This window comes from Paraburkholderia sp. BL23I1N1, from assembly GCF_003610295.1.
GTDB lineage: Bacteria > Pseudomonadota > Gammaproteobacteria > Burkholderiales > Burkholderiaceae > Paraburkholderia.
Genome location: NZ_RAPV01000002.1, coordinates 1161787 through 1179973 on the forward strand (window position 1 = coordinate 1161787; position 18187 = coordinate 1179973).

An 18187-nucleotide genomic window follows, 5' to 3' on the forward strand; every position below is an offset into this window, starting at 1 on the left:
GCCTTTTTGCCATCTACGTTTCGATTTTCTATTTCAGTGGCCAGGACGAAATGCCGCTATCAAACCAGTAAACCAATCGGCGGGTCAGAAAAACGCCTGAATCCCCGTTTGCGCGCGCCCGAGGATCAGCGCGTGAATGTCGTGCGTGCCTTCGTACGTGTTCACGACTTCCAGATTGACCAGATGCCGCGCGATGCCGAACTCGTCCGAGATGCCGTTGCCGCCGAGCATGTCACGCGCGAGCCGTGCAATGTCCAGTGCCTTGCCGCACGAATTGCGCTTCATGATCGATGTAATTTCGACGGCGGCTGTGCCTTCGTCTTTCATGCGGCCGAGACGCAACACGCCTTGCAGGCCAAGCGTGATCTCGGTTTGCATGTCGGCGAGCTTTTTCTGAATCAACTGGTTCGCGGCGAGCGGCCGGCCGAACTGCTTGCGATCCAGCACGTACTGACGCGCCGTGTGCCAGCATGCTTCAGCCGCGCCGAGCGCGCCCCAGGCAATCCCGTAGCGCGCCGAGTTCAGGCACGTGAAGGGACCGCGCAAGCCGCTGACTTCGGGGAAGCGGTTCTCTTCCGGCACGAACACGTCGTCGAGCACGATCTCGCCCGTGATCGACGCGCGCAAGCCCACCTTGCTATGGATCGTCGGCGCCGACAGCCCCTTCCATCCCTTCTCGAGAATGAAGCCGCGGATCGCGTCCTTGCCGTCCTCTTCGAGCTTTGCCCACACGACGAACACGTCCGCGATCGGCGAATTGGTGATCCACATCTTCGAGCCCGACAGCGAATAGCCGCCGTCGACTTTCTTGGCTCGCGTGATCATGCTGCCCGGATCGGAGCCGTGGTTCGGTTCGGTCAGGCCGAAGCAGCCGATCCATTCGCCAGTGACGAGCTTCGGCAGGTACTTCTGCTTTTGCGCTTCCGAGCCGAATTCGTAGATCGGCACCATCACGAGCGACGACTGCACCGACATCATCGACCGGTAGCCGGAATCGACGCGCTCCACTTCCCGCGCGATCAGACCGTACGCCACGTAGTTCAGACCGGGACCGCCGTATTGCTCAGGAATCGTCGGGCCGAGCAGGCCGAGCTCGCCCATCTCGCGGAAGATCTCGATGTCGGTCTTCTCGTGACGGAACGCTTCGAGCACGCGCGGTTGCAGCTTGTCCTGCGCGTAAGCGGCGGCGGCGTCGCGCACCATGCGTTCGTCTTCAGTGAGCTGCTGATCCAGCAGCAACGGGTCTTCCCAGTGAAACTGCGCGGCCTCTGCCATGACGTATCTCCTGATTCTCTACTTGGCTAAAACGGGTTTGAGCTTGAGGTAAAGCTTGACACGAGTTCCGCTATGCGAAACAATGTTTTGCAAACTTCGCCTGAGTGTATCACCCCATGATGCCCACATCTACACTTTCCGACCCGCTCGACGAACGCAAATTCGTCGTCGCCCTTGCACGTGGGCTGGACCTGCTGCGTGCGTTCAAGCCGGGCGAAACGATGCTTGGCAATCGCGATTTCGTCGAACGCACGGGTTTGCCGAAGGCAACCGTCAACCGTTTGGCCTACACGCTGACCGTGCTCGGCTATCTGCGGCTCGACGAAACCCTGGGTAAATATGCGCTCGACGCCGGCGTGCTGTCGCTAGGTTTCGCGCTGCTTTCGGGCACCGACACGCTCGAACTCGCGCGCCCGCACATGCGTACCTTCGCGCGCGAAGTGGGTGCGGCTGTGTCGCTCGGATGTCGTGACGGCCTCGACATGATTTATCTGGAGACGATCCGCAGCGAAACCGCGCTGACGCTCGGACTCGCCTCCGGTTCGAAACTGTCGATGCTGACGAGTTCGATGGGGCGCGCGTATCTGGCAGTGCAGCCGTTGGGCGTGCGCGCCGCGCTGCTGGCCGAGCTTAAGAAAGCCGCTGGCGAAGAGGGCGCTGCGTTGGTGGCAGATGCCGAAAAGGAAATCGAAACCTTCGCGCAGGAACGCTGCTGCTATTCGTTCCGCGCGTGGCATGACGACGTGAACGCGGTCGCGGTGCCGTTTCGCGAACCGCGCGAAGGCCGCTGGCTGGTGCTGAGTTGCAGCGGGCCGGCGTCGTCGATGGGAGAGGCGATGTTTCGGGAAACCGTGGCGCCGCGTCTGAAGGCGCTAGCACGCCGTTTGGGTGATACCGGTTGAAGCACATGCCAACCAGGCCAGATCCTGCTGGTCGAACTCAAGCTCAAACTAATTGAATCACGTCGCCCGATCGTGATAATGCGCGGTGAACAACGGCCCTTGCACGAAGCGCACGTCGTACTGCTGCAGCGCGAGGAACTGCGGCTCATCCACTACCCGATTGAAGATCAGCGGAATCCGCAGCCGGCTCGCATAGCCGACTAGCGGCTTCACCATCGCATCGCGCAACGCGATCGCCGCATCCATCTTGATGAAGTCGAGCCGCGCCGTTTCCGACACCGACAGAATCTGCCCCGCATTCGATAGATTCCCCGCCACCTTGAAGCCGTAGCGCTGATAACTCTTGGTCAGATAGCCCAGGAATGTCTTATGCGCGACCGCCGCCGCCGGCAACTCGATCACCACGCGCGACGGGTTCAGTCCAAACGACACCAGCACGCTCGAAAAATGCCGTCCGTGGTCGTACTTGACGCTCTTGAGCAGGCGCTCGTGCACGCGCAGAAACAGAAGCCCGTGACGCTGCGCGCCGAAGAAATTGATCGCGTGCAGCGCGCGCGACATGCGGTCGAGCGCGACCAGTTCCTGATCGTCGGCGATACGTTCGAAGGGATCGAAGACATCAAAGGGCGCGCCGTCGAGGCGTTGCGTGACCGCCTGAAACCCGAGCTCGTCGCCGAAACGATCCACGCCTTCGGCGCCCGACGACAACGACTGCGCCAACGCGTGCACGCTGATATCGAAGATCGGCTCATAGGCACTGGCGAGCTCGACGCCGTCGAACTGTGCCAGCGCGATGTCGCTATGCACGCCTGTTCCCATCACCAGATGTTCGCCAAGAAACGGGTGATCGGCGGCGCGGGCAATCAGGTTGGGGATGGTCGGCGGAATCATGTAGGCGAATGAATGGCGATAGGTGCGCGCTCGGCGCTCGGCAACGCGACTCGTTGCCGCATGCCCTGATGGTAGCAGTCCGCGCCGCGCGCACTTGAACAAAATGCTGATAACGATATCGGGCAAACGCTTGTCACCACAGGCTGCCGGGGTTTTTGTGGGTGGCTTTCAGGGTATACGTTAATTTCACTATACGTAATTAGTTTTACCATACGTAAATTGTGGCGCGGCTGCGAGGGCAGTTGCGTATGCGTTTCAACGGAGAAACTTGCATGGATACCCAAACCCGCACGCCGAATACCGCCAGTTCGCGGCTCGAGATCGAGCCGGGCTATCAGTCGGGATTCGCGAACGAATTCGCCACGGAGGCCTTGCCGGGCGCGCTACCTGAAGGTCGCAATTCGCCGCAGCGCGCAGCCTATGGCTTGTACGCCGAACAACTGTCGGGCACGGCATTCACTGCGCCGCGCGGGCATAACCGCCGTTCGTGGCTGTACCGGATTCGTCCGGCGGCGGTCCACAGGCCCTTCACGCAACTGCCGTCGGAGCGGCTCGTTGCGAACTTCGCCGAGGTGCCGCCGACGCCGCCGAACCAGCTGCGCTGGGACGCATTGCCGATGCCCACCGAGCCGACGGACTTCATCGACGGCTGGGTGACGATGGCGGGCAACGGTTCAGCTGAAGCAATGAACGGCTGCGCGATCCACCTGTACGCAGCGAACCGCTCGATGAAGGATCGCTTCTTCTACAACGCCGACGGTGAATTGCTGATCGTGCCGCAGGAAGGCCGCCTGCATATCGCTACAGAGATGGGGCGACTCGACGTCGAGCCGTTCGAAATCGCGGTGATTCCGCGTGGCGTGCGCTTCGCGGTGAGCCTGCCGGACGGCGCCGCGCGCGGCTATATCTGCGAGAACTTCGGCGCGTTGCTGCGTTTGCCGGATCTCGGCCCGATCGGCTCGAACGGCCTCGCCAATCCGCGCGATTTCCTCACGCCGCATGCCGCGTATGAAGACCGCGAAGGCGACTTCGAACTCGTCGCCAAGATGAACGGCAACTTGTGGCGCGCGGATATCGACCATTCGCCGCTCGACGTGATCGCGTGGCACGGCAATTACGCGCCGTACAAATACGATCTGCGTCGCTTCAACACGATCGGTTCGATCAGCTTCGACCATCCGGACCCGTCGATCTTTCTGGTGTTGCAAGCGCAAAGCGATACGCCGGGCGTCGACACGATCGACTTCGTGATTTTCCCGCCGCGCTGGCTCGCGGCCGAAGATACGTTCCGCCCGCCCTGGTTCCACCGCAACGTCGCGAGCGAATTCATGGGCCTCGTGCACGGTGTGTACGACGCGAAAGCCGAGGGCTTCGTGCCGGGCGGCGCGAGTCTGCACAACTGCATGTCGGGTCACGGCCCGGACGCGGACACCTTCGAGAAAGCGTCGCATGGCGATACGTCGACGCCGAAGAAAGTCGGCGACACGATGGCCTTTATGTTCGAAACGCGCACGCTGATCAAGCCGACCCGCTTCGCGCTCGAAACGGCACAACTGCAGGCGAATTACTACGAGTGCTGGCAAGGTCTCAAGAAACACTTCAACCCGGAGCAACGATGAACGCATTGAGCGATCTTCAGGCGACGCTCGATCCGTCGCGCAAGAGCTGGATCGAGTCGGCTAACGAGTCGACCCACGATTTTTCGATCCAGAACCTGCCTTTCGGCATTTTCAGCGACAAGGCCAACGCCACGCGCCGCGTGGGTGTGGCGATCGGCGACGAGATCGTCGATCTAAGCGTGCTCAAATCCGCAGGCTTGCTCAAGCTCCCGATCGCCTCGGCCGATCAATTCGTTGCAGTGAAAGATCAGGTATTCGAGCAGGACACTCTCAACGATTTCATCTCGCTCGGCCGCGACGCATGGCGCAGCGTGCGCATTCAGTTGAGCGATCTGTTGAAGCGCGACACGGCGACCTTGCGCGACAACGCCGATTTGCGTTCGAAAGCCTTGGTGCGTCAGGCCGATGCGCAACTGCATCTGCCGGTGCAGATTCCGGGCTATACCGATTTCTACTCGTCGAAGGAGCACGCGACGAACGTCGGTTCGATGTTTCGCGATCCGAAGAATGCGCTGTTGCCGAACTGGTCGGAGATGCCGATCGGCTACAACGGACGCGCATCGTCGGTGGTGGTGAGCGGGACGCCGGTGCGGCGTCCTAACGGCCAGTTGAAACTGCCGGATCAGGAGCGTCCCGTGTTCGGCGCATGCCGCAAGCTGGATATCGAACTGGAGATGGGTTTCGTGATCGGCAGCGGCAACGCATTGGGCGAGCCGATTGCCTGTGACGATGCGGAAGCGCACATCTTCGGCATGGTGTTGCTGAACGACTGGAGTGCGCGGGATATTCAGCAATGGGAATACGTGCCGCTTGGTCCGTTCAACTCCAAGGGGTTCGCGACCACCATCTCGCCGTGGATCGTGACGCTCGACGCGCTCGAACCGTTCCGCGTCGAGCAGCCGTCGCAGGAGCCGCAACCGTTGGCGTACTTGCGCCACAACGGCAAGCACGCATTCGACATCTCGCTGGAAGTAACGCTGCGCCCGCAAAGCGCCAAACAGGCAACCACGATCTCGCGGACCAACTACAAGCACATGTACTGGACGATGGCGCAGCAGCTTGCGCATCACACGGTATCGGGCTGCAATACGCGGGTTGGCGATCTAATGGGTTCGGGCACGATCAGCGGCCCGACTGCCGACTCATGCGGCAGCCTGCTTGAGTCCACATGGAACGGCAAGAATCCGTTGGAATTGAAGGAAGGCGGCACACGAGGGTTTATCGAAGACGGCGACGAACTGACGCTCGCCGGCTGGTGCCAGGGCAACGGGTACCGCGTCGGTTTCGGCACGTGCGTGGGGGAAATTCTGCCGGCACAGAAATAACGCGGACCGAACCCCTCGGCCGAGGGGAGGGATGGACCGTTCCGGCGAGCACGCAGTGCGAGGCGGGAAGTAAGACGCCCTTGTCACTCACGCCGAGTGTGTGAGGGCACAGATTCCAGATGCACCACTACCGCAACTGTGCGGGGGAGCCGCTTAAGAATTAGCGGTTTGAGCCGCTTTCTCTTGCTTACTTCTCTTTGCGGCCGGCAAAGAGAAGTGAGTGCCGCCCCGCACAGGGGCAACGCTGATAGACCACTAAGAAATCAAGGAAAGGCCAACACCGCCGCAACCGGTAACAAAACTCACGACCCAACAACCCGCACCGGCGCACGCCGCCTTTCCCACCACGCAGCACCAAGAAACGCAAACGCAGCAACCAGAAGCACCCCAACCATCGCATCATTCCCGGCCCCCTTCATCAAGGCACCGGCCACAAGCGGCCCACCAAAACTGGCCGCGCTCCAAGACGCCCCCACGAGTGAACTCGCCGACACCAGCGCGACGCCACGAAACCGCTCGCCACACGCAACCAGCGACAGCGTATAAATCGCCCCGGCCGCAGCGCCGAGCACATACAGCAAAGGCCAGCACAACCACGGCGAATTCATCGCCCAAGGCAGCAACGGCAGCAACACCACAACGATCACACCGCAGCCAACATGCACACGCTCGCGCCCAAGCCTGTCCGCGAGCCAGCCAATCGGAAACTGCATGGTCGTGTCACCGAGCAGCAGGGCCGACGCAAACAGCACAGCCACCTCGCTAGTAACGCCGTGCGCCATCGCGAAGAGCGGCAGCAATGACAGCGCGATCGTGTCGAACAACGCAAAAAAACCCGTACCGATGACGAGCGCCGGCATCTGCGGCAGCACATGGCGCCAGCTACCGTGCGCCGCGTGTTCATCTTCCGACGCTCGCGGCGTCTTGCGGATGCTGGCAAGCGCCGGCAAAGCCAGCAGGAAAAGCGCGCCGCAAATCAGAAAGCGCCAGTGCATGAAATCGGCGATCTGGCTCACCAGCACCGGACCCGACATCTGGAACAGCGTGAAATTGGTCGCATAGATGGCGATGACCCGCCCGCGGGTGGCATCATCGGCGAGCTGGTTGACCCATGCTTCGCTGATCGTGAAGAGCAGCATCAGCGCCGCGCCGCAGAGGACGCGCAACACCGCCCATAGCCACAGGTTCGCGGTGAGCTGCATCAGCGCGGTGGCGAGCCCAACCACCAGCACCGCGCCGACGATCACCTGGCGGCCACCGAAGCGCGCCGCGACCCAACCGGCCAACGGCACGACGATCAGGCCACCGCCCGCTTGCGCGGCGGTCAGCAAACCGACCACGTCGGTGCCATAGCCGGCTTGCGTTAGCGCAAGGGCGGTGAGGGGCAGCGTGGCGCCACTGCCGAGTCCGACGACAGCAACGCTCAGGATCAGCGCGAGGAAATCGCGTGTGAAGATGACTTTCATCGGCCGAGATGCTACTACGGCCTCGCGTCATTCGCACCTGTGTGCGGATTGGGTTACCCGGCCACCGCCATCCGTTGCGCGCGCCGGTCGATCGACACCGACCACAGCGTCAGCGCCAGCGCACCGATCGAAGTTGCCACGCCGACCCACGGCAGCGTAGTGAGCGGTGCGCCCGCGCCGATCGCCATGCCACCTAGCCACGCGCCCGTTGCATTGCCAAGGTTGAACGCACCTTGGTTCAGAGTCGATGCCAGATTCGGCGCATGACTCGCACGGTCGACGATCAGCATTTGCAGCGGCGGCACGATCGCGAAGGCCAGAATACCCCACACGAAGATCGTGATCATGGCCGGAATCTCGGCGTGCATCGTGCCGGTGAAAATGGTCAGGATCACGACGATCGCCAGCAGAAACGCGACCAGCGAGGGCATCAACCGCCAGTCCGCGAGCTTGCCGCCAAGCGTGCTGCCCACCGTCAGGCCGAGGCCGAACAGCAACAACACGAAGGTGACCGCGTGCGGCGTGAAACCGCTCACGTCTTCGAGAATCGGCGTGATGTAGGTGAAGGTGGAAAACAGACTGGCCGACGCGAGCACGCTGATGCCGAGCACCATCAGCACTTGCGGGTTCTTCAGCACGCTGAATTCGCGTACGAGGCTCGCCTTCTGCATCTCGATCTTCGCCGGCAGGCATACCGCGAGCGCGGCCGCAGCGAGAATGCCGATGCCGGTGACGGCCCAGAAGGTCGCGCGCCAGCCCACCGCCTGACCGAGCGCGGTGCCGAGCGGCACGCCGAGCACGTTGGCGAGCGTCAAGCCGGTGAACATCAGCGCAATGGCCTGCGCGCGGCGGTTCGGCGCAACCAGACCGGCCGCGACTACCGAACCGATGCCGAAGAACGCGCCATGGCAAAACGCCGTGACGATGCGCGCGGCCATCAGCACCGCGTAGCCCGGCGCGATCGCGCACAGCAGATTGCCGACGATGAAGACTCCGATCAGGCTCATCAACGCCTTCTTGCGCGGCATGTTGGCCACGGCGATTGCGACGATCGGCGCGCCGATGGTGACGCCGAGCGCGTAAGCGGACACCAGCATGCCGGCCGCCGGGATCGATACGGACAGATCGCGGGCGACATCGGGCAGCAGGCCCATGATCACGAATTCAGTGGTACCGATTCCAAAAGCGGCAATGGCAAGGGCGAGCAGGGGTAAAGGCATGATGACGGAGCGTGAATCGGCGCGACGGGAAGCGTCGTGCGGCAGGCGCGCATTTTTCGGGGCGAGAACGCATGCGCCATGCGAGGGGAAAACAGTAGGGGATTCTACCTAAGTCAAAACAGCCTTGCTGAGCGTCAAACGGGCTGTTGTTTTTTGCTGAATGCCATCTGGGCGCGCGCTTTGGCATGCCGCTTCGCCGTGCCGCTTCGTCGTGTGTTTCCAGCGGAATGGCGCCGTTTTATTGCTTGCTTTCGTCTGACCTGAAAGTGTTGCCGTGACGGCCGGCACCTTCGGCGAAACGTGCGGCGCCTGCCACGCCCTCGTCGAATACCGCCTGATAGCCGCCCGCGCCTTCGCGCTGCAGCGCCAGGGCGAGATCCTCCAGCGTGCTGTTTGCCAATGCGGAGTGGTGGTCCGCCAGCAGCGCCGCCTGCGGAAAGGCCGCCAGTTCGGCGGCCAGTTGTTCCGCCGCCGCGCGTGCCTCGCCCTTTTTCACGACGCGGTTGGCGAGACCGATGCTGAGCGCTTCCTGCGCCTCCACCGCGCGACCGGTCAGAATCAGGTCGAGCGCCCGCGACAGCCCGATCAGACGCGGCAAGCGGATCGTGCCGCCATCGATCAGCGGAATCCCGACGCGCCGGCAGAACACGCCGAGCACGGCGTCTTCTTCGACAACGCGCAGATCGCACATTGCGGCCAGTTCGAGGCCGCCCGCGACCGCATACCCGGCGATCGCGGCGATCACCGGCTTGCTGAAGTTCATGCGCGTCGGCCCCATCGGGCCGGGACCGCTGCCGTCGGCGTGCAGTTCATTGCGGCGGGTCCCGTCGGCGAGCGCGGTGAGATCCGCGCCGGCGCAGAAGGTGCCGCCCGCCCCGAACAACACGGCCGCGCGCCATGCCGGCTCGGCTTCAAAGCGCAGGAAGGCGGCGCTGAGCGCTTCCGCGGTAGGACGGTCGACGGCATTACGCCGCAGGGGCCGTTCGAGCACGATGGTGGCAACACCGGTATCCTCGTCGGCTTCGATGCGCACGTGTTCATTCAGATATTGCGGGATTATCATCGTTGTGTCCGTAAAGGTTCGCGTCCGGCCGCTGATGCCGGGTGCTCATGCAGTGTGCTCATGCACGCTGACTAATACCGTTGGTTGTCATGTTTCTTTCACAATCGGCTCGTAGCGTTAGCGCTCTTTTAACGCGCTGGCGTTTTTTAACTAGCTCATCGAGCCTGCCTTTGCCCTTATCAAATTCATCGCCCGCAGCCGCGCAGGCCTCTGCCGAGACGATCTGGACCGTGCCCTTGCACGACCATCCATGGTACGACCATGTGCGCCTGAGACGCGTCTTCGTGACTGACGGCACGCGCCATCAAGTGGTCATGGTCGACGCGCGCAAGTTGCTGGAGTGCGCGGATCGCGACAACACCGATTACGTGCTGAAGCCGGTTGCCGAATGGCATTCGGGCAAGGTGCGCGGCATCCGCGAGTTTCTCGATCCGGACAATCCGCGCATTCCGCCGATGCCCTACGTGACGATCTCGACGCGTCGTGCGCCGGGTCTGCTGGGCTGGACTGGTCTCGAGCGCGAAGGCGTCGTGGCGTTCCGCAACGGGCAGCATCGCGCGCGCTATCTGGCCGATGCGGGCGCGCGCTGGTTTCCGGTTGAAGTGCATGAGCGCGAGGCGGCCTTGCTGCGCGAGATCTGCGGCGCACCGGACGACGCGCGCACCGCGATTCGCCCGACCACGGTGGATGGCGGCGGCAGCAACGCCTAACTTCGCGCCTGCACGACATTGCACGACATTGCACGACATTGCACGACATTGCGCGGCGTGCCGGCCTGCCATGCCGCGACGTTATCGAGCGTGGTCTGCGCGATCTCGTTCATCGCCTCACGCGTGAAGAATGCCTGGTGCGCGGTGACGATCACGTTCGGGAACATCAGCAGACGGGCCAGCACATCGTCCTGCAAGGGCAGGTTCGAATGGTCCTCGAAAAAGAGGCCGCCTTCTTCCTCGTACACGTCGAGCCCGAGATGGCCGAGCTGGCCGTCCTTCAGCGCACCGATCAGCGCATTGGCTTCAACCAGGCCGCCGCGCCCGGTATTGATCAGCATCGCGCCACGCTTCATTTTCGCGAGCGCAGGGCCGTCGATCAGATGGTACGTGGCGGGCACCAACGGACAATGCAGGCTGACGATGTCGCTTTCGGCCAGCAGCGTGTCGAGTGGCACGTAGCGCGCGCCGAGCGCGAGCAGATCCTCAGCCGGTGTGCCGGGATCGTGGGCCAGTACCTGCATGCCGAAGCCCGCCATGATGCGGCCGAACACGCGGCCGATCATGCCGGTGCCGATCACGCCCGCAGTCTTGCCGTGCAGGTCGAAGCCGAGCAGCCCATGCAGCGAGAAATCGCCTTCACGGGTGCGCGCGGCAAGCGTCGGTTCAGCGCGAGAATCAGACCGGCCGCATGTTCGGCGACCGCGTGCGGCGAGTAAGCCGGCACGCGTGCAACCGTCATGCCGAGCCGCTCGGCCGTGGCCAGGTCGACGTGATTGAAACCCGCCGAGCGCAGCGCGATCATGTGTGTGCCGCCGACATGGAGGCGTTCCAGGACGGCGGCGTCGACGTTGTCGTTGACGAACGGGCAGACCACTTCATAGCCGTGCGCGAGGATCGCGGTTTCGACATCGAGATGCGATTCCTGGAAGTGCAGTTCATAGCGATGCGTGCCGTTAGCCTCGGCGAACGTGTCGTTGTCGTATTGGCGACTGCTGAACAGGATTATGCGCATGAATGGCTCCGAAGGGTGCGTACTGGTACGGCGAATGCGGGCTTACGGCGTGGCATGCGAGCAGTTCAGTATATCGGCCCTTTATGGTAATCATCGCGGCTTGGGTTCTGGTGCAAATAGGCTCGGCGAATCGGTTAAAGTATCCAGCCTAACAATCTGGTGGTCGGTGATGAGCAAGCGCAAAGGCCTGGAGGCGTTGTTTGATGGGCGGCATTTTGATCGGGAGGTCATCATTCTCTGCGTGCGCTGGTACCTTCGCTACAAGCTCAGCCTGCGCGATATCGTCGAGATGATGGCCGAGCGCGGTTTGTCGCTGGTGCACACCACGATCATGCGTTGGGTGAAGCGCTTCACGCCGGAGTTCGTCAAGCGTTGGAATCGTTTTGGCATACCCACAGGACCGTCATGGCGTGTTGACGAAACCTACCTGAAGGTTCGTGGCAAATGGGTTTATCTGTACCGTGCAGTAGATCGAGCCGGCCAGACGGTAGACTTCATGCTCAGAGCAAAGCGCGACGTGGCCGCGGCCAAAGCCTTTTTCAGCAAGGCAATCAAACATCAGGGCCAGCCGCCGGAGACGATCACGCTCGATGGGTATGCCGCCTCGCACCGCGCCGTGCGCGAGATGAAGGCCGATGGCCTGCTGCCTGAGGACACGAATATCCGGTCCTCGAAATACCTGAACAATCTGATCGAGCAGGACCATCGAAACATCAAGTCCAGAACGAACGTGATGCTCGGTTTCAAACGATTCAGGAATGCCGTGACCACGATTTCAGGCATCGAATTGATGCATCGCATTCGCGAGGGTCAGTTCAACTTCTCCATGCTCGGGCTTAAAGATACAGCTGCGCTCGCTGTCTGGAATGCTGTCCTGTTCAATCGATAAGGTATCCATATCTATTGGAAAAATCTCGGCCTGACCAGCCATTTGCACCAGAGCCCGTTTGCCGACGAGCCCGACTGATGCCGCGTTTGCCGCGTCTTTCACTTTGATCTCCGACAGCGTGACGTCGGGTTTCACATCGGCCTGTACCGCGACGCTTGTCGCTTGCGTGTCGTTCGCTGGTTGTGACACCTGCGCGTACGCATGGCCCGCAGTTGCTGCGCAAAATATGCCCTTGACTGTCACTGTGATCGCACGCTGCCTCGTGCCCGTTGTCCACACCATCTTCTGCTGCTCCGTTTTCTTGGCAGCCTGCTCGGCCGGCCCGTTTGTCAAAGAGCGACAGCCGTCCGGCCGCCGCCTCATTTGTCCCCGGTGAGCGTCGCACGCTTCAGTGGTGTGTCTCACTTCGTTGCATTGCGCACGAGTGTTTCGAGGATATCGGCCGAAAGTTGCACCAGCTTGAAAACAGCCAGGCTACGTTAGCAGGCGCGCGAGACGTCGTATGTTTCGTGCGGTGCGAGAGCAAGAGCCTCGATGCCTGCGAAATCCAACGCTTCGAGGCAATGTCGCATGTCAGTCAGAAACGCGGTACATGTGGGGTGAGCGGTGATCATTTTTTCTATCCATCGCTCTATGTCAGTCAGGCGTCCGTCCTTCGCAAGAACGGCCAGTTCCCGACGATCGCTCTCTGGAGGAACGGCAACGGCGAATGCGTGTTTGCGTTGTGAGCGAATAGGAGCGGAACCGCCGGAAGAATGCTCTACGATGTTCGACGGCAACGCATCCTCATCTGCCGCAGATGGAACGATGAGTTCGAAGGTAAACGAGGTGCCGCGATGCGGCGCACTTGACACGCGCAAGTCGCCGCCCATGGTGTTGACAATGCGCTGCGCAATAATAAGGCCAAGCCCCGTGCTACCGTTCACAGCCTGTATCTGGCGAAAAGCCGTAAAGAGTTTCGACTGCGCTTCGATGTCAATGCCGATGCCGGTATCAGCGACTTCAAAACTCATGTGCCATTGATCGTGCTGCAGGCGCGCGCTCACCGTCATTGTGACGAAGCCGTCGCGGGTGAACTTGGATGCATTCGAGAGCAGATTGAGCAGTACCTGCTGCAACCGGCGTCCGTCGATCGTCAGCTGACGGGGCAGCGACGTCAGTGCCCGATACTTGAACTGGTTGTTTAGCTGCGCGCAAAGTGCGACCGCGTATTCGGCAATGTCATCGAGAAGTGCAGGCAGGTTGGTTGCGACCGGGGCGATCTCCAGCGGCTGCAACTCAGTTTTCGCGTACCCGACCAGTTCGTCGATCAGGCCGAGTTGATAGTTCACGCTGCGCTCGATTGCCTGGATCGGTCTCACCTGCCTGGAATCCGCGAGCTCCCGCAACTGTCCGGCATAACCCGTGATCGTAGCAAGCGGCGCACGGAGGTCGTGACTAACATAACCCAAGGTTTCGATCAGTTGCTGATTTTTCTTCTCGGCGTAGAGCAATGCCTCGTTCAACTCCAATGTGCGCTGCGCAACCTGTTCGCGTAGGCGGTCGTGTTCGGTTCTTTGCCAGTCTGCGAGTTCGGTTCTTGCCGCGATTCGCTGCTTTCCGATGTGGTTTATCCACGCTGCAAGCACAATGAGGTTGGTGGCCAAACCAATGATTGCAACGACGGGGTCCGGATGAATGTCGGACTTCAACCAGACGAGCACTGTCGGCAAGGAGCCAAGCGTTTCGACCATGCGCAACGCAAAGCTGAACAGCGAAAAGATCATGACGAGCAGCATGATCCGCGCGGTGGGGGTCGCCTGACGCGCGAGGTGTGCAGCGATAATCACCGTGAAGACGCCGAACAGCGCATTGACATATACGCCGACTTGCGCGAACACGAACAGATTGCCGAATGCGGCGCCTATTGCTGCAACGCACTCCAGCAACGCAAAGCCGAACAGTACGTAGTGTGCGGGCAGGTTTGCCTTTTCGCTGCGCGAGATGCGCAAGATAAAGGCAATGAACAGCAGCACGGCAGTACATCCGAGCACCGTCACGCTTCTCGCGCTCCATTCAGTCGCGAGAGGCCACAGGTATTGCTTCGTATAGCCGCGATCCGCGGCTTCGAACAGCGCTGTCATCGCGCACAGCGCAGATAGTACAAGAAACGAGACACTGCGGGAAAAATAGGCGATGAGCAGCGCGCACCACGCCAGTGCGAGCGTTCCGCCAATCAATCCGCCGTCCCAGAGCGCTGCGCGTTTCTCCAGCGCGTCGTATGCCGCTGCGGAATACAGCTTTGGTTGCAGCGTGAGCGCGGTATCGCTGGCTACCCGGATGAGAAAAAGGCGTTGTTCGCCGGGAGCAAGCGTGAAATCGACCAACGGATACCGCGACGAAAACGACTGGGACGCGGGGCGGACGGGATCGATGCCGTCATGTGTCCAGTGGCCGCTATAACCGGTGTAAAAGTCCACTTTCTGGAGGCGTGCGTCCTGGAACACGAGCACGAGCGGGAGGGCTGCTGAACCGTGGTTGCTCACCGCCACGCGGAGCCACCACGCCGAGTGAGTGAAACCCGGTTTCAGCCGACTCTGCTGCATGGGACGAAAGCCTTGCGTGGCTCCCGCGGACAGCATGAGGATGTCGTCCAGGCTCAGCTTGCCCGAGGTGTCTTCGAATACCTGCGCCTGGTCCAGGGCGGGAATCCCTTGTGTCCGTGCCCCAGTGGTGTCGAGATCAACGGCAAAAGAATGGGTGGTCCACCAGCACAGAAACAAGAACAGTAAGCGGAGCCACCGGGTCGTAGTCATGACGTCATCACTCTGCCTCGAGGGCGGATTCCACAGTGTCAGCCAGATCCCTGCTGCGAAATTCCCCCCGATAGGTCGACGGGGGCATACCGAATCGTTCGCGAAACGCCGTGGCAAAGTTCGCGGCACTGGAAAAGCCAATTTCTTCAGCGATGCTGGCGATACTCAATGACGTGCTGCTCAACAGCCTCTGTGCAATCCGCAGGCGCTCGTCCCGGACATACTCGAATACGGTCTTGCCAAGGTTGTCCCGGAACGCACGCGACAGCCGTTTTTCATTGGTCCCCACCAGGCGCGCGAGCTGTTCGGCCGTTGGCGCGTCGCTCAGCTTCTGCGACAAATGCCGAATGGCCGCGCGAACAATGACGCCGTTGCCTGTGAAGTCCGAGGCGAATACTTCATCTTCGGTTTGCCGATTGCCGCGTGTCCGGGCGAGGTGAACGCGAATCCGTGCAAGTACCTCGTGCGGCTCGAAAGGCTTAAGCACGTAGTCCACGCCCCCGATTTCCAGACCGTTGATCCGATCGTGAAGGTCCCCAGCCACGGTGAGAAAGATAACCGGAATCGCAGAGGTGCGGGGGTCCGCGGCAAGCAGCCGGCAGGCAGCGAATCCATCCATCCGCGGCATCCGCACGTCCATCAGGATGAGGTCGGGTGAATTCGCCAGTGCTCGTTGATACGCCTGTGACCCGTCGAATCCGACGCTGATCCGGCATCCAGCGTTGCGCAATACGTCAATCAACAATCGCAGCTGATCAGGCTGATCGTCTACCACAAGAAGATGGGCATCCGTGAGGGTGGTGTTTCGGGGCGGCATCGTGTAGGCGAAAGGATCTGACGGGAAACGTTCCTGTTAACGGCGGCTGATTACGGAGCTTGGGGCTCGCGGGGATCGGTCGCCAGCATAAAGCCGTGAAGCGTACCAGATTGTTAATTCAATTTAAATCGAGCGGTTTTCACACGCATGGCAAAGAATTTTCCCTCCGTCAAAGCATTTCGTCCCTCCAGCAAAACGATTCCCGCAATAACGCTGCCAATAATCCCGCATGGCCTCAGTGTCGTGACTCCCTCGGCACAGCGTGACGGAGACCAGAAATGAATCCCCTTATTGACTATCAGACAAGTGAGAGCGGAACGTAATGAACAAGAACCGATTTAAGTTGGTTTGGAATCGCCGATTTGGCGCGCTGGTCGCGGCAGCCGAGACGCAGCGCGGCGTACAGGGTGAAGCAGGGCAAGCGGAAATGGGGCAGGTCGGTCGTCCCCTGAGGTCGAAAGTAGCACTCGCTGTGCTCACGGCGCTCACGCTCTCGGCTGGATATGCATATGCAGATAACCTGGCAGTTGGCGGTGAGATCGGCGGGACGACTGCAACGATTGGGGGAGCTACGGCTCCGTCCGCGAGTACAGGCGGGACCCTTCCCGCTGTAGCCGGTGACGCGAACAACACGAGTCAGAATACAGCGGTCGGGATCAATGTCGCCGCAAATGGCGGAGCCGCAACCGCGCTGGGTGATACGGTAACTGCAAGCGGCCAGAATGCCACGGCCGTTGGCGCTAATTCGGTCGCAAGCGGAAATAACGCCGTGGCATATGGCGGTGGCGCGAGTGCGGTCGGATCGGGCGCGACCGCCTTGGGCGCACAAGCATCGGTCACTGGAGCAAATTCAACCGCGCTAGGTAATCACGCTTCTGCAACTGGTAACGGTGCATTTGCAGCAGGGGTGGGCGCAGTCGCAAACGGTGGTGCATCCTATAACTCCGCAATTGCGATTGGAGCAAACGCTACTGCAACGTCGACTACGCCTGCCTCGCCGATCGCGATCGGCCCGGGCGCCCAAGCACTAAACGGCGAAGCCGTCGCCCTCGGAAATGGCGCTTTTGCGCAGGGTAACGGCTCCGTATCCATGGGCGTGAGCGCCAACGCAGCAGTAGCGGGTACGGTTGCACTGGGCGGTCTCGCACAGGCGACAGGCGCCAATTCAATTGCGATCGGTAACGCAGCCGCGGCTTCGACCGCTGATTCGACGGCGCTCGGTTCCGGCGCGGTCACGCGCGCGGCAACCAACGTGAGCAGCGTCACGCTGAACGGCGTCACCTTCGGTGGCTTCGCCGGCGCGACGCCGACCGGCGTGGTGAGTTTCGGCGCGGTCGGTCAGGAGCATCAGTTGCAAAATGTCGCCGCCGGGCAGATTAGCGCAACGAGTACGGACGCAGTGAACGGCTCGCAACTTTTCTCGATTGCTTCACAAGTCTCGGCTCTGTCGACCAAGGTGAGCACAGTGGCCGCGACAGTCGACACGATCTCGACAAGCGGCGCGAACGGCACGGTTGCAGACCCGACTGATACGGCGGTAGGTAAAAATACGGTCGTGTCAGTATCGAACGGAACCGCCGTGGGCAGCGGTTCGAACGTTTCGGGTCAAGACGGAACGGCAATCGGCACGAACGCGACAGTCACCGCCGCGCGTGCAACCGCCATTGGCACGAATTCCAAAGTCACGGGCACGGACTCGACCGCCATCGGCACCAGCAGCCAGGCCACCGCGAACAATTCGGTTGCCCTGGGTGCAAATTCAGTTGCAGACCGGGACAACACGGTTTCTGTTGGTGCGCCGGGCGCTGAGCGTCAGATTACCAACGTTGCAGACGGTACGGCTCCGACTGATGTCGTCAATGTGCGACAGTTGAATGGCGCAATCAACAGCGTTCGCGATGACATGCAGAAATATCGCCGTGACGCGAGCGCGGGTACAGCATCCGCAATCGCCATGGCGAACTTGCCGCAAGCGGTGTTGCCGGGTGAGAAGGTTGTAGCACTCGCGGCCGGCAACTACGGCGGGCAGTCCGCGATGGCTGTGGGTCTCTCGGTCGCGACGCAAAAGTGGATGGTCAAAGGCTCGGTCACGACGGGCGTTTCCGGCCACGGGTCCGTGGGTGCTGGCGCAGGCGTTGGCTACCGCTGGTAAGTAACCTGGGTGTGTCCCGCTGCTCGCACTTGTGCTGCAGCAGCGGGC

General features: G+C 61.4%; 15 protein-coding genes. 6 read left to right on the plus strand and 9 right to left on the minus strand.

Annotation, left to right across the window (positions count from 1 at the left end):
• Positions 1-84 precede the first annotated feature (84 nt).
• Positions 85-1275, minus strand: a complete 1191-nt coding sequence (locus tag B0G76_RS37910; protein WP_120297794.1) for an acyl-CoA dehydrogenase — start codon at positions 1273-1275, stop codon at positions 85-87.
• Between the two features lie 116 nt (positions 1276-1391).
• On the opposite strand from B0G76_RS37910, the gene B0G76_RS37915 reads away from it, so the two are divergent.
• The gene (locus B0G76_RS37915; RefSeq protein ID WP_120297795.1) at positions 1392-2177 is read left to right on the plus strand and encodes an IclR family transcriptional regulator; all 786 of its coding nucleotides are present in this window, start codon (positions 1392-1394) and stop codon (positions 2175-2177) included.
• A 57-nt stretch (positions 2178-2234) separates the two neighbouring features.
• Here B0G76_RS37915 and B0G76_RS37920 read toward each other — a convergent pair whose 3' ends face one another.
• On the minus strand, positions 2235-3068 hold the full coding sequence (locus B0G76_RS37920) for an EAL domain-containing protein (RefSeq protein WP_120297796.1): 834 nt from the start codon (positions 3066-3068) through the stop codon (positions 2235-2237).
• A 272-nt stretch (positions 3069-3340) separates the two neighbouring features.
• Here B0G76_RS37920 and hmgA point away from each other — a divergent pair, with 272 nt between their 5' ends.
• Together hmgA and fahA are read left to right on the plus strand one after the other, a co-directional pair.
• Positions 3341-4687 (plus strand): homogentisate 1,2-dioxygenase, encoded by a 1347-nt coding sequence (hmgA, locus tag B0G76_RS37925; protein ID WP_120297797.1) that lies wholly within the window; start codon positions 3341-3343, stop codon positions 4685-4687.
• Positions 4684-6012, plus strand: coding sequence for a fumarylacetoacetase (gene fahA, locus B0G76_RS37930; RefSeq protein WP_120297798.1), 1329 nt, complete (start codon positions 4684-4686; stop codon positions 6010-6012). Before hmgA ends, fahA begins: the two co-directional genes overlap by 4 nt.
• 302 nt (positions 6013-6314) lie before the next feature.
• Here the strand turns inward: fahA and B0G76_RS37935 are convergent, their stop codons facing one another.
• The 3 genes from B0G76_RS37935 to B0G76_RS37945 all read right to left on the minus strand — a co-directional run bounded on the left by B0G76_RS37935 (position 6315) and on the right by B0G76_RS37945 (position 9761).
• Complete coding sequence (locus tag B0G76_RS37935; RefSeq protein ID WP_120297799.1) at positions 6315-7478, minus strand: MFS transporter; 1164 nt, start codon at positions 7476-7478, stop codon at positions 6315-6317.
• 53 nt (positions 7479-7531) lie between these two features.
• Positions 7532-8698 (minus strand): MFS transporter, encoded by a 1167-nt coding sequence (locus B0G76_RS37940; RefSeq protein ID WP_120297800.1) that lies wholly within the window; start codon positions 8696-8698, stop codon positions 7532-7534.
• Between the two features lie 238 nt (positions 8699-8936).
• A complete protein-coding gene (locus tag B0G76_RS37945; RefSeq protein ID WP_120297801.1) occupies positions 8937-9761 on the minus strand; it encodes a crotonase/enoyl-CoA hydratase family protein in 825 nt (274 codons plus the stop codon).
• An 89-nt stretch (positions 9762-9850) separates the two neighbouring features.
• Between B0G76_RS37945 and B0G76_RS37950 the strand changes: the two genes are divergently transcribed.
• A complete protein-coding gene (locus tag B0G76_RS37950; RefSeq protein ID WP_120297802.1) occupies positions 9851-10471 on the plus strand; it encodes a plasmid fertility inhibition factor family protein in 621 nt (206 codons plus the stop codon).
• Here the strand turns inward: B0G76_RS37950 and B0G76_RS44425 are convergent.
• Positions 10468-11097: an NAD(P)-dependent oxidoreductase gene (locus B0G76_RS44425; protein ID WP_310793975.1), complete on the minus strand. Its 630-nt coding sequence runs from the start codon at positions 11095-11097 to the stop codon at positions 10468-10470. The genes B0G76_RS37950 and B0G76_RS44425 overlap by 4 nt on opposite strands.
• Positions 11049-11486: a hypothetical protein gene (locus B0G76_RS44430; protein WP_259460941.1), complete on the minus strand. Its 438-nt coding sequence runs from the start codon at positions 11484-11486 to the stop codon at positions 11049-11051. Before B0G76_RS44430 ends, B0G76_RS44425 begins: the two co-directional genes overlap by 49 nt.
• 169 nt (positions 11487-11655) lie before the next feature.
• Between B0G76_RS44430 and B0G76_RS37960 the strand changes: the two genes are divergently transcribed.
• On the plus strand, positions 11656-12375 hold the full coding sequence (locus B0G76_RS37960; protein WP_120297803.1) for an IS6 family transposase: 720 nt from the start codon (positions 11656-11658) through the stop codon (positions 12373-12375).
• 479 nt (positions 12376-12854) lie between these two features.
• Here the strand turns inward: B0G76_RS37960 and B0G76_RS37970 are convergent, their stop codons facing one another.
• Entirely contained in the window at positions 12855-15170 is a 2316-nt protein-coding gene (locus tag B0G76_RS37970; RefSeq protein WP_120297804.1) for a sensor histidine kinase, read from the minus strand.
• Positions 15171-15177: 7 nt separating this feature from the next.
• Entirely contained in the window at positions 15178-15987 is an 810-nt protein-coding gene (locus tag B0G76_RS37975) for a response regulator (RefSeq protein WP_120297805.1), read from the minus strand.
• 322 nt (positions 15988-16309) lie between these two features.
• Between B0G76_RS37975 and B0G76_RS37980 the strand changes: the two genes are divergently transcribed.
• Positions 16310-18139: a YadA family autotransporter adhesin gene (locus B0G76_RS37980; protein ID WP_120297806.1), complete on the plus strand. Its 1830-nt coding sequence runs from the start codon at positions 16310-16312 to the stop codon at positions 18137-18139.
• Positions 18140-18187 lie beyond the last annotated feature (48 nt).

Bases quoted from the DNA above. Each gene is read 5' to 3' on its own strand.
- B0G76_RS37910 (WP_120297794.1), bottom strand. From the start codon at position 1,275: ATGGCAGAGGCCGCGCAGTTTCACTGGGAAGACCCGTTGCTGCTGGAT.
- B0G76_RS37915 (WP_120297795.1), top strand. From the start codon at position 1,392: ATGATGCCCACATCTACACTTTCCGACCCGCTCGACGAACGCAAATTC.
- B0G76_RS37920 (WP_120297796.1), bottom strand. From the start codon at position 3,068: ATGATTCCGCCGACCATCCCCAACCTGATTGCCCGCGCCGCCGATCAC.
- hmgA (WP_120297797.1), top strand. From the start codon at position 3,341: ATGGATACCCAAACCCGCACGCCGAATACCGCCAGTTCGCGGCTCGAG.
- fahA (WP_120297798.1), top strand. From the start codon at position 4,684: ATGAACGCATTGAGCGATCTTCAGGCGACGCTCGATCCGTCGCGCAAG.
- B0G76_RS37935 (WP_120297799.1), bottom strand. From the start codon at position 7,478: ATGAAAGTCATCTTCACACGCGATTTCCTCGCGCTGATCCTGAGCGTT.
- B0G76_RS37940 (WP_120297800.1), bottom strand. From the start codon at position 8,698: ATGCCTTTACCCCTGCTCGCCCTTGCCATTGCCGCTTTTGGAATCGGT.
- B0G76_RS37945 (WP_120297801.1), bottom strand. From the start codon at position 9,761: ATGATAATCCCGCAATATCTGAATGAACACGTGCGCATCGAAGCCGAC.
- B0G76_RS37950 (WP_120297802.1), top strand. From the start codon at position 9,851: ATGTTTCTTTCACAATCGGCTCGTAGCGTTAGCGCTCTTTTAACGCGC.
- B0G76_RS44430 (WP_259460941.1), bottom strand. From the start codon at position 11,486: ATGCGCATAATCCTGTTCAGCAGTCGCCAATACGACAACGACACGTTC.
- B0G76_RS37960 (WP_120297803.1), top strand. From the start codon at position 11,656: ATGAGCAAGCGCAAAGGCCTGGAGGCGTTGTTTGATGGGCGGCATTTT.
- B0G76_RS37970 (WP_120297804.1), bottom strand. From the start codon at position 15,170: ATGACTACGACCCGGTGGCTCCGCTTACTGTTCTTGTTTCTGTGCTGG.
- B0G76_RS37975 (WP_120297805.1), bottom strand. From the start codon at position 15,987: ATGCCGCCCCGAAACACCACCCTCACGGATGCCCATCTTCTTGTGGTA.
- B0G76_RS37980 (WP_120297806.1), top strand. From the start codon at position 16,310: ATGAACAAGAACCGATTTAAGTTGGTTTGGAATCGCCGATTTGGCGCG.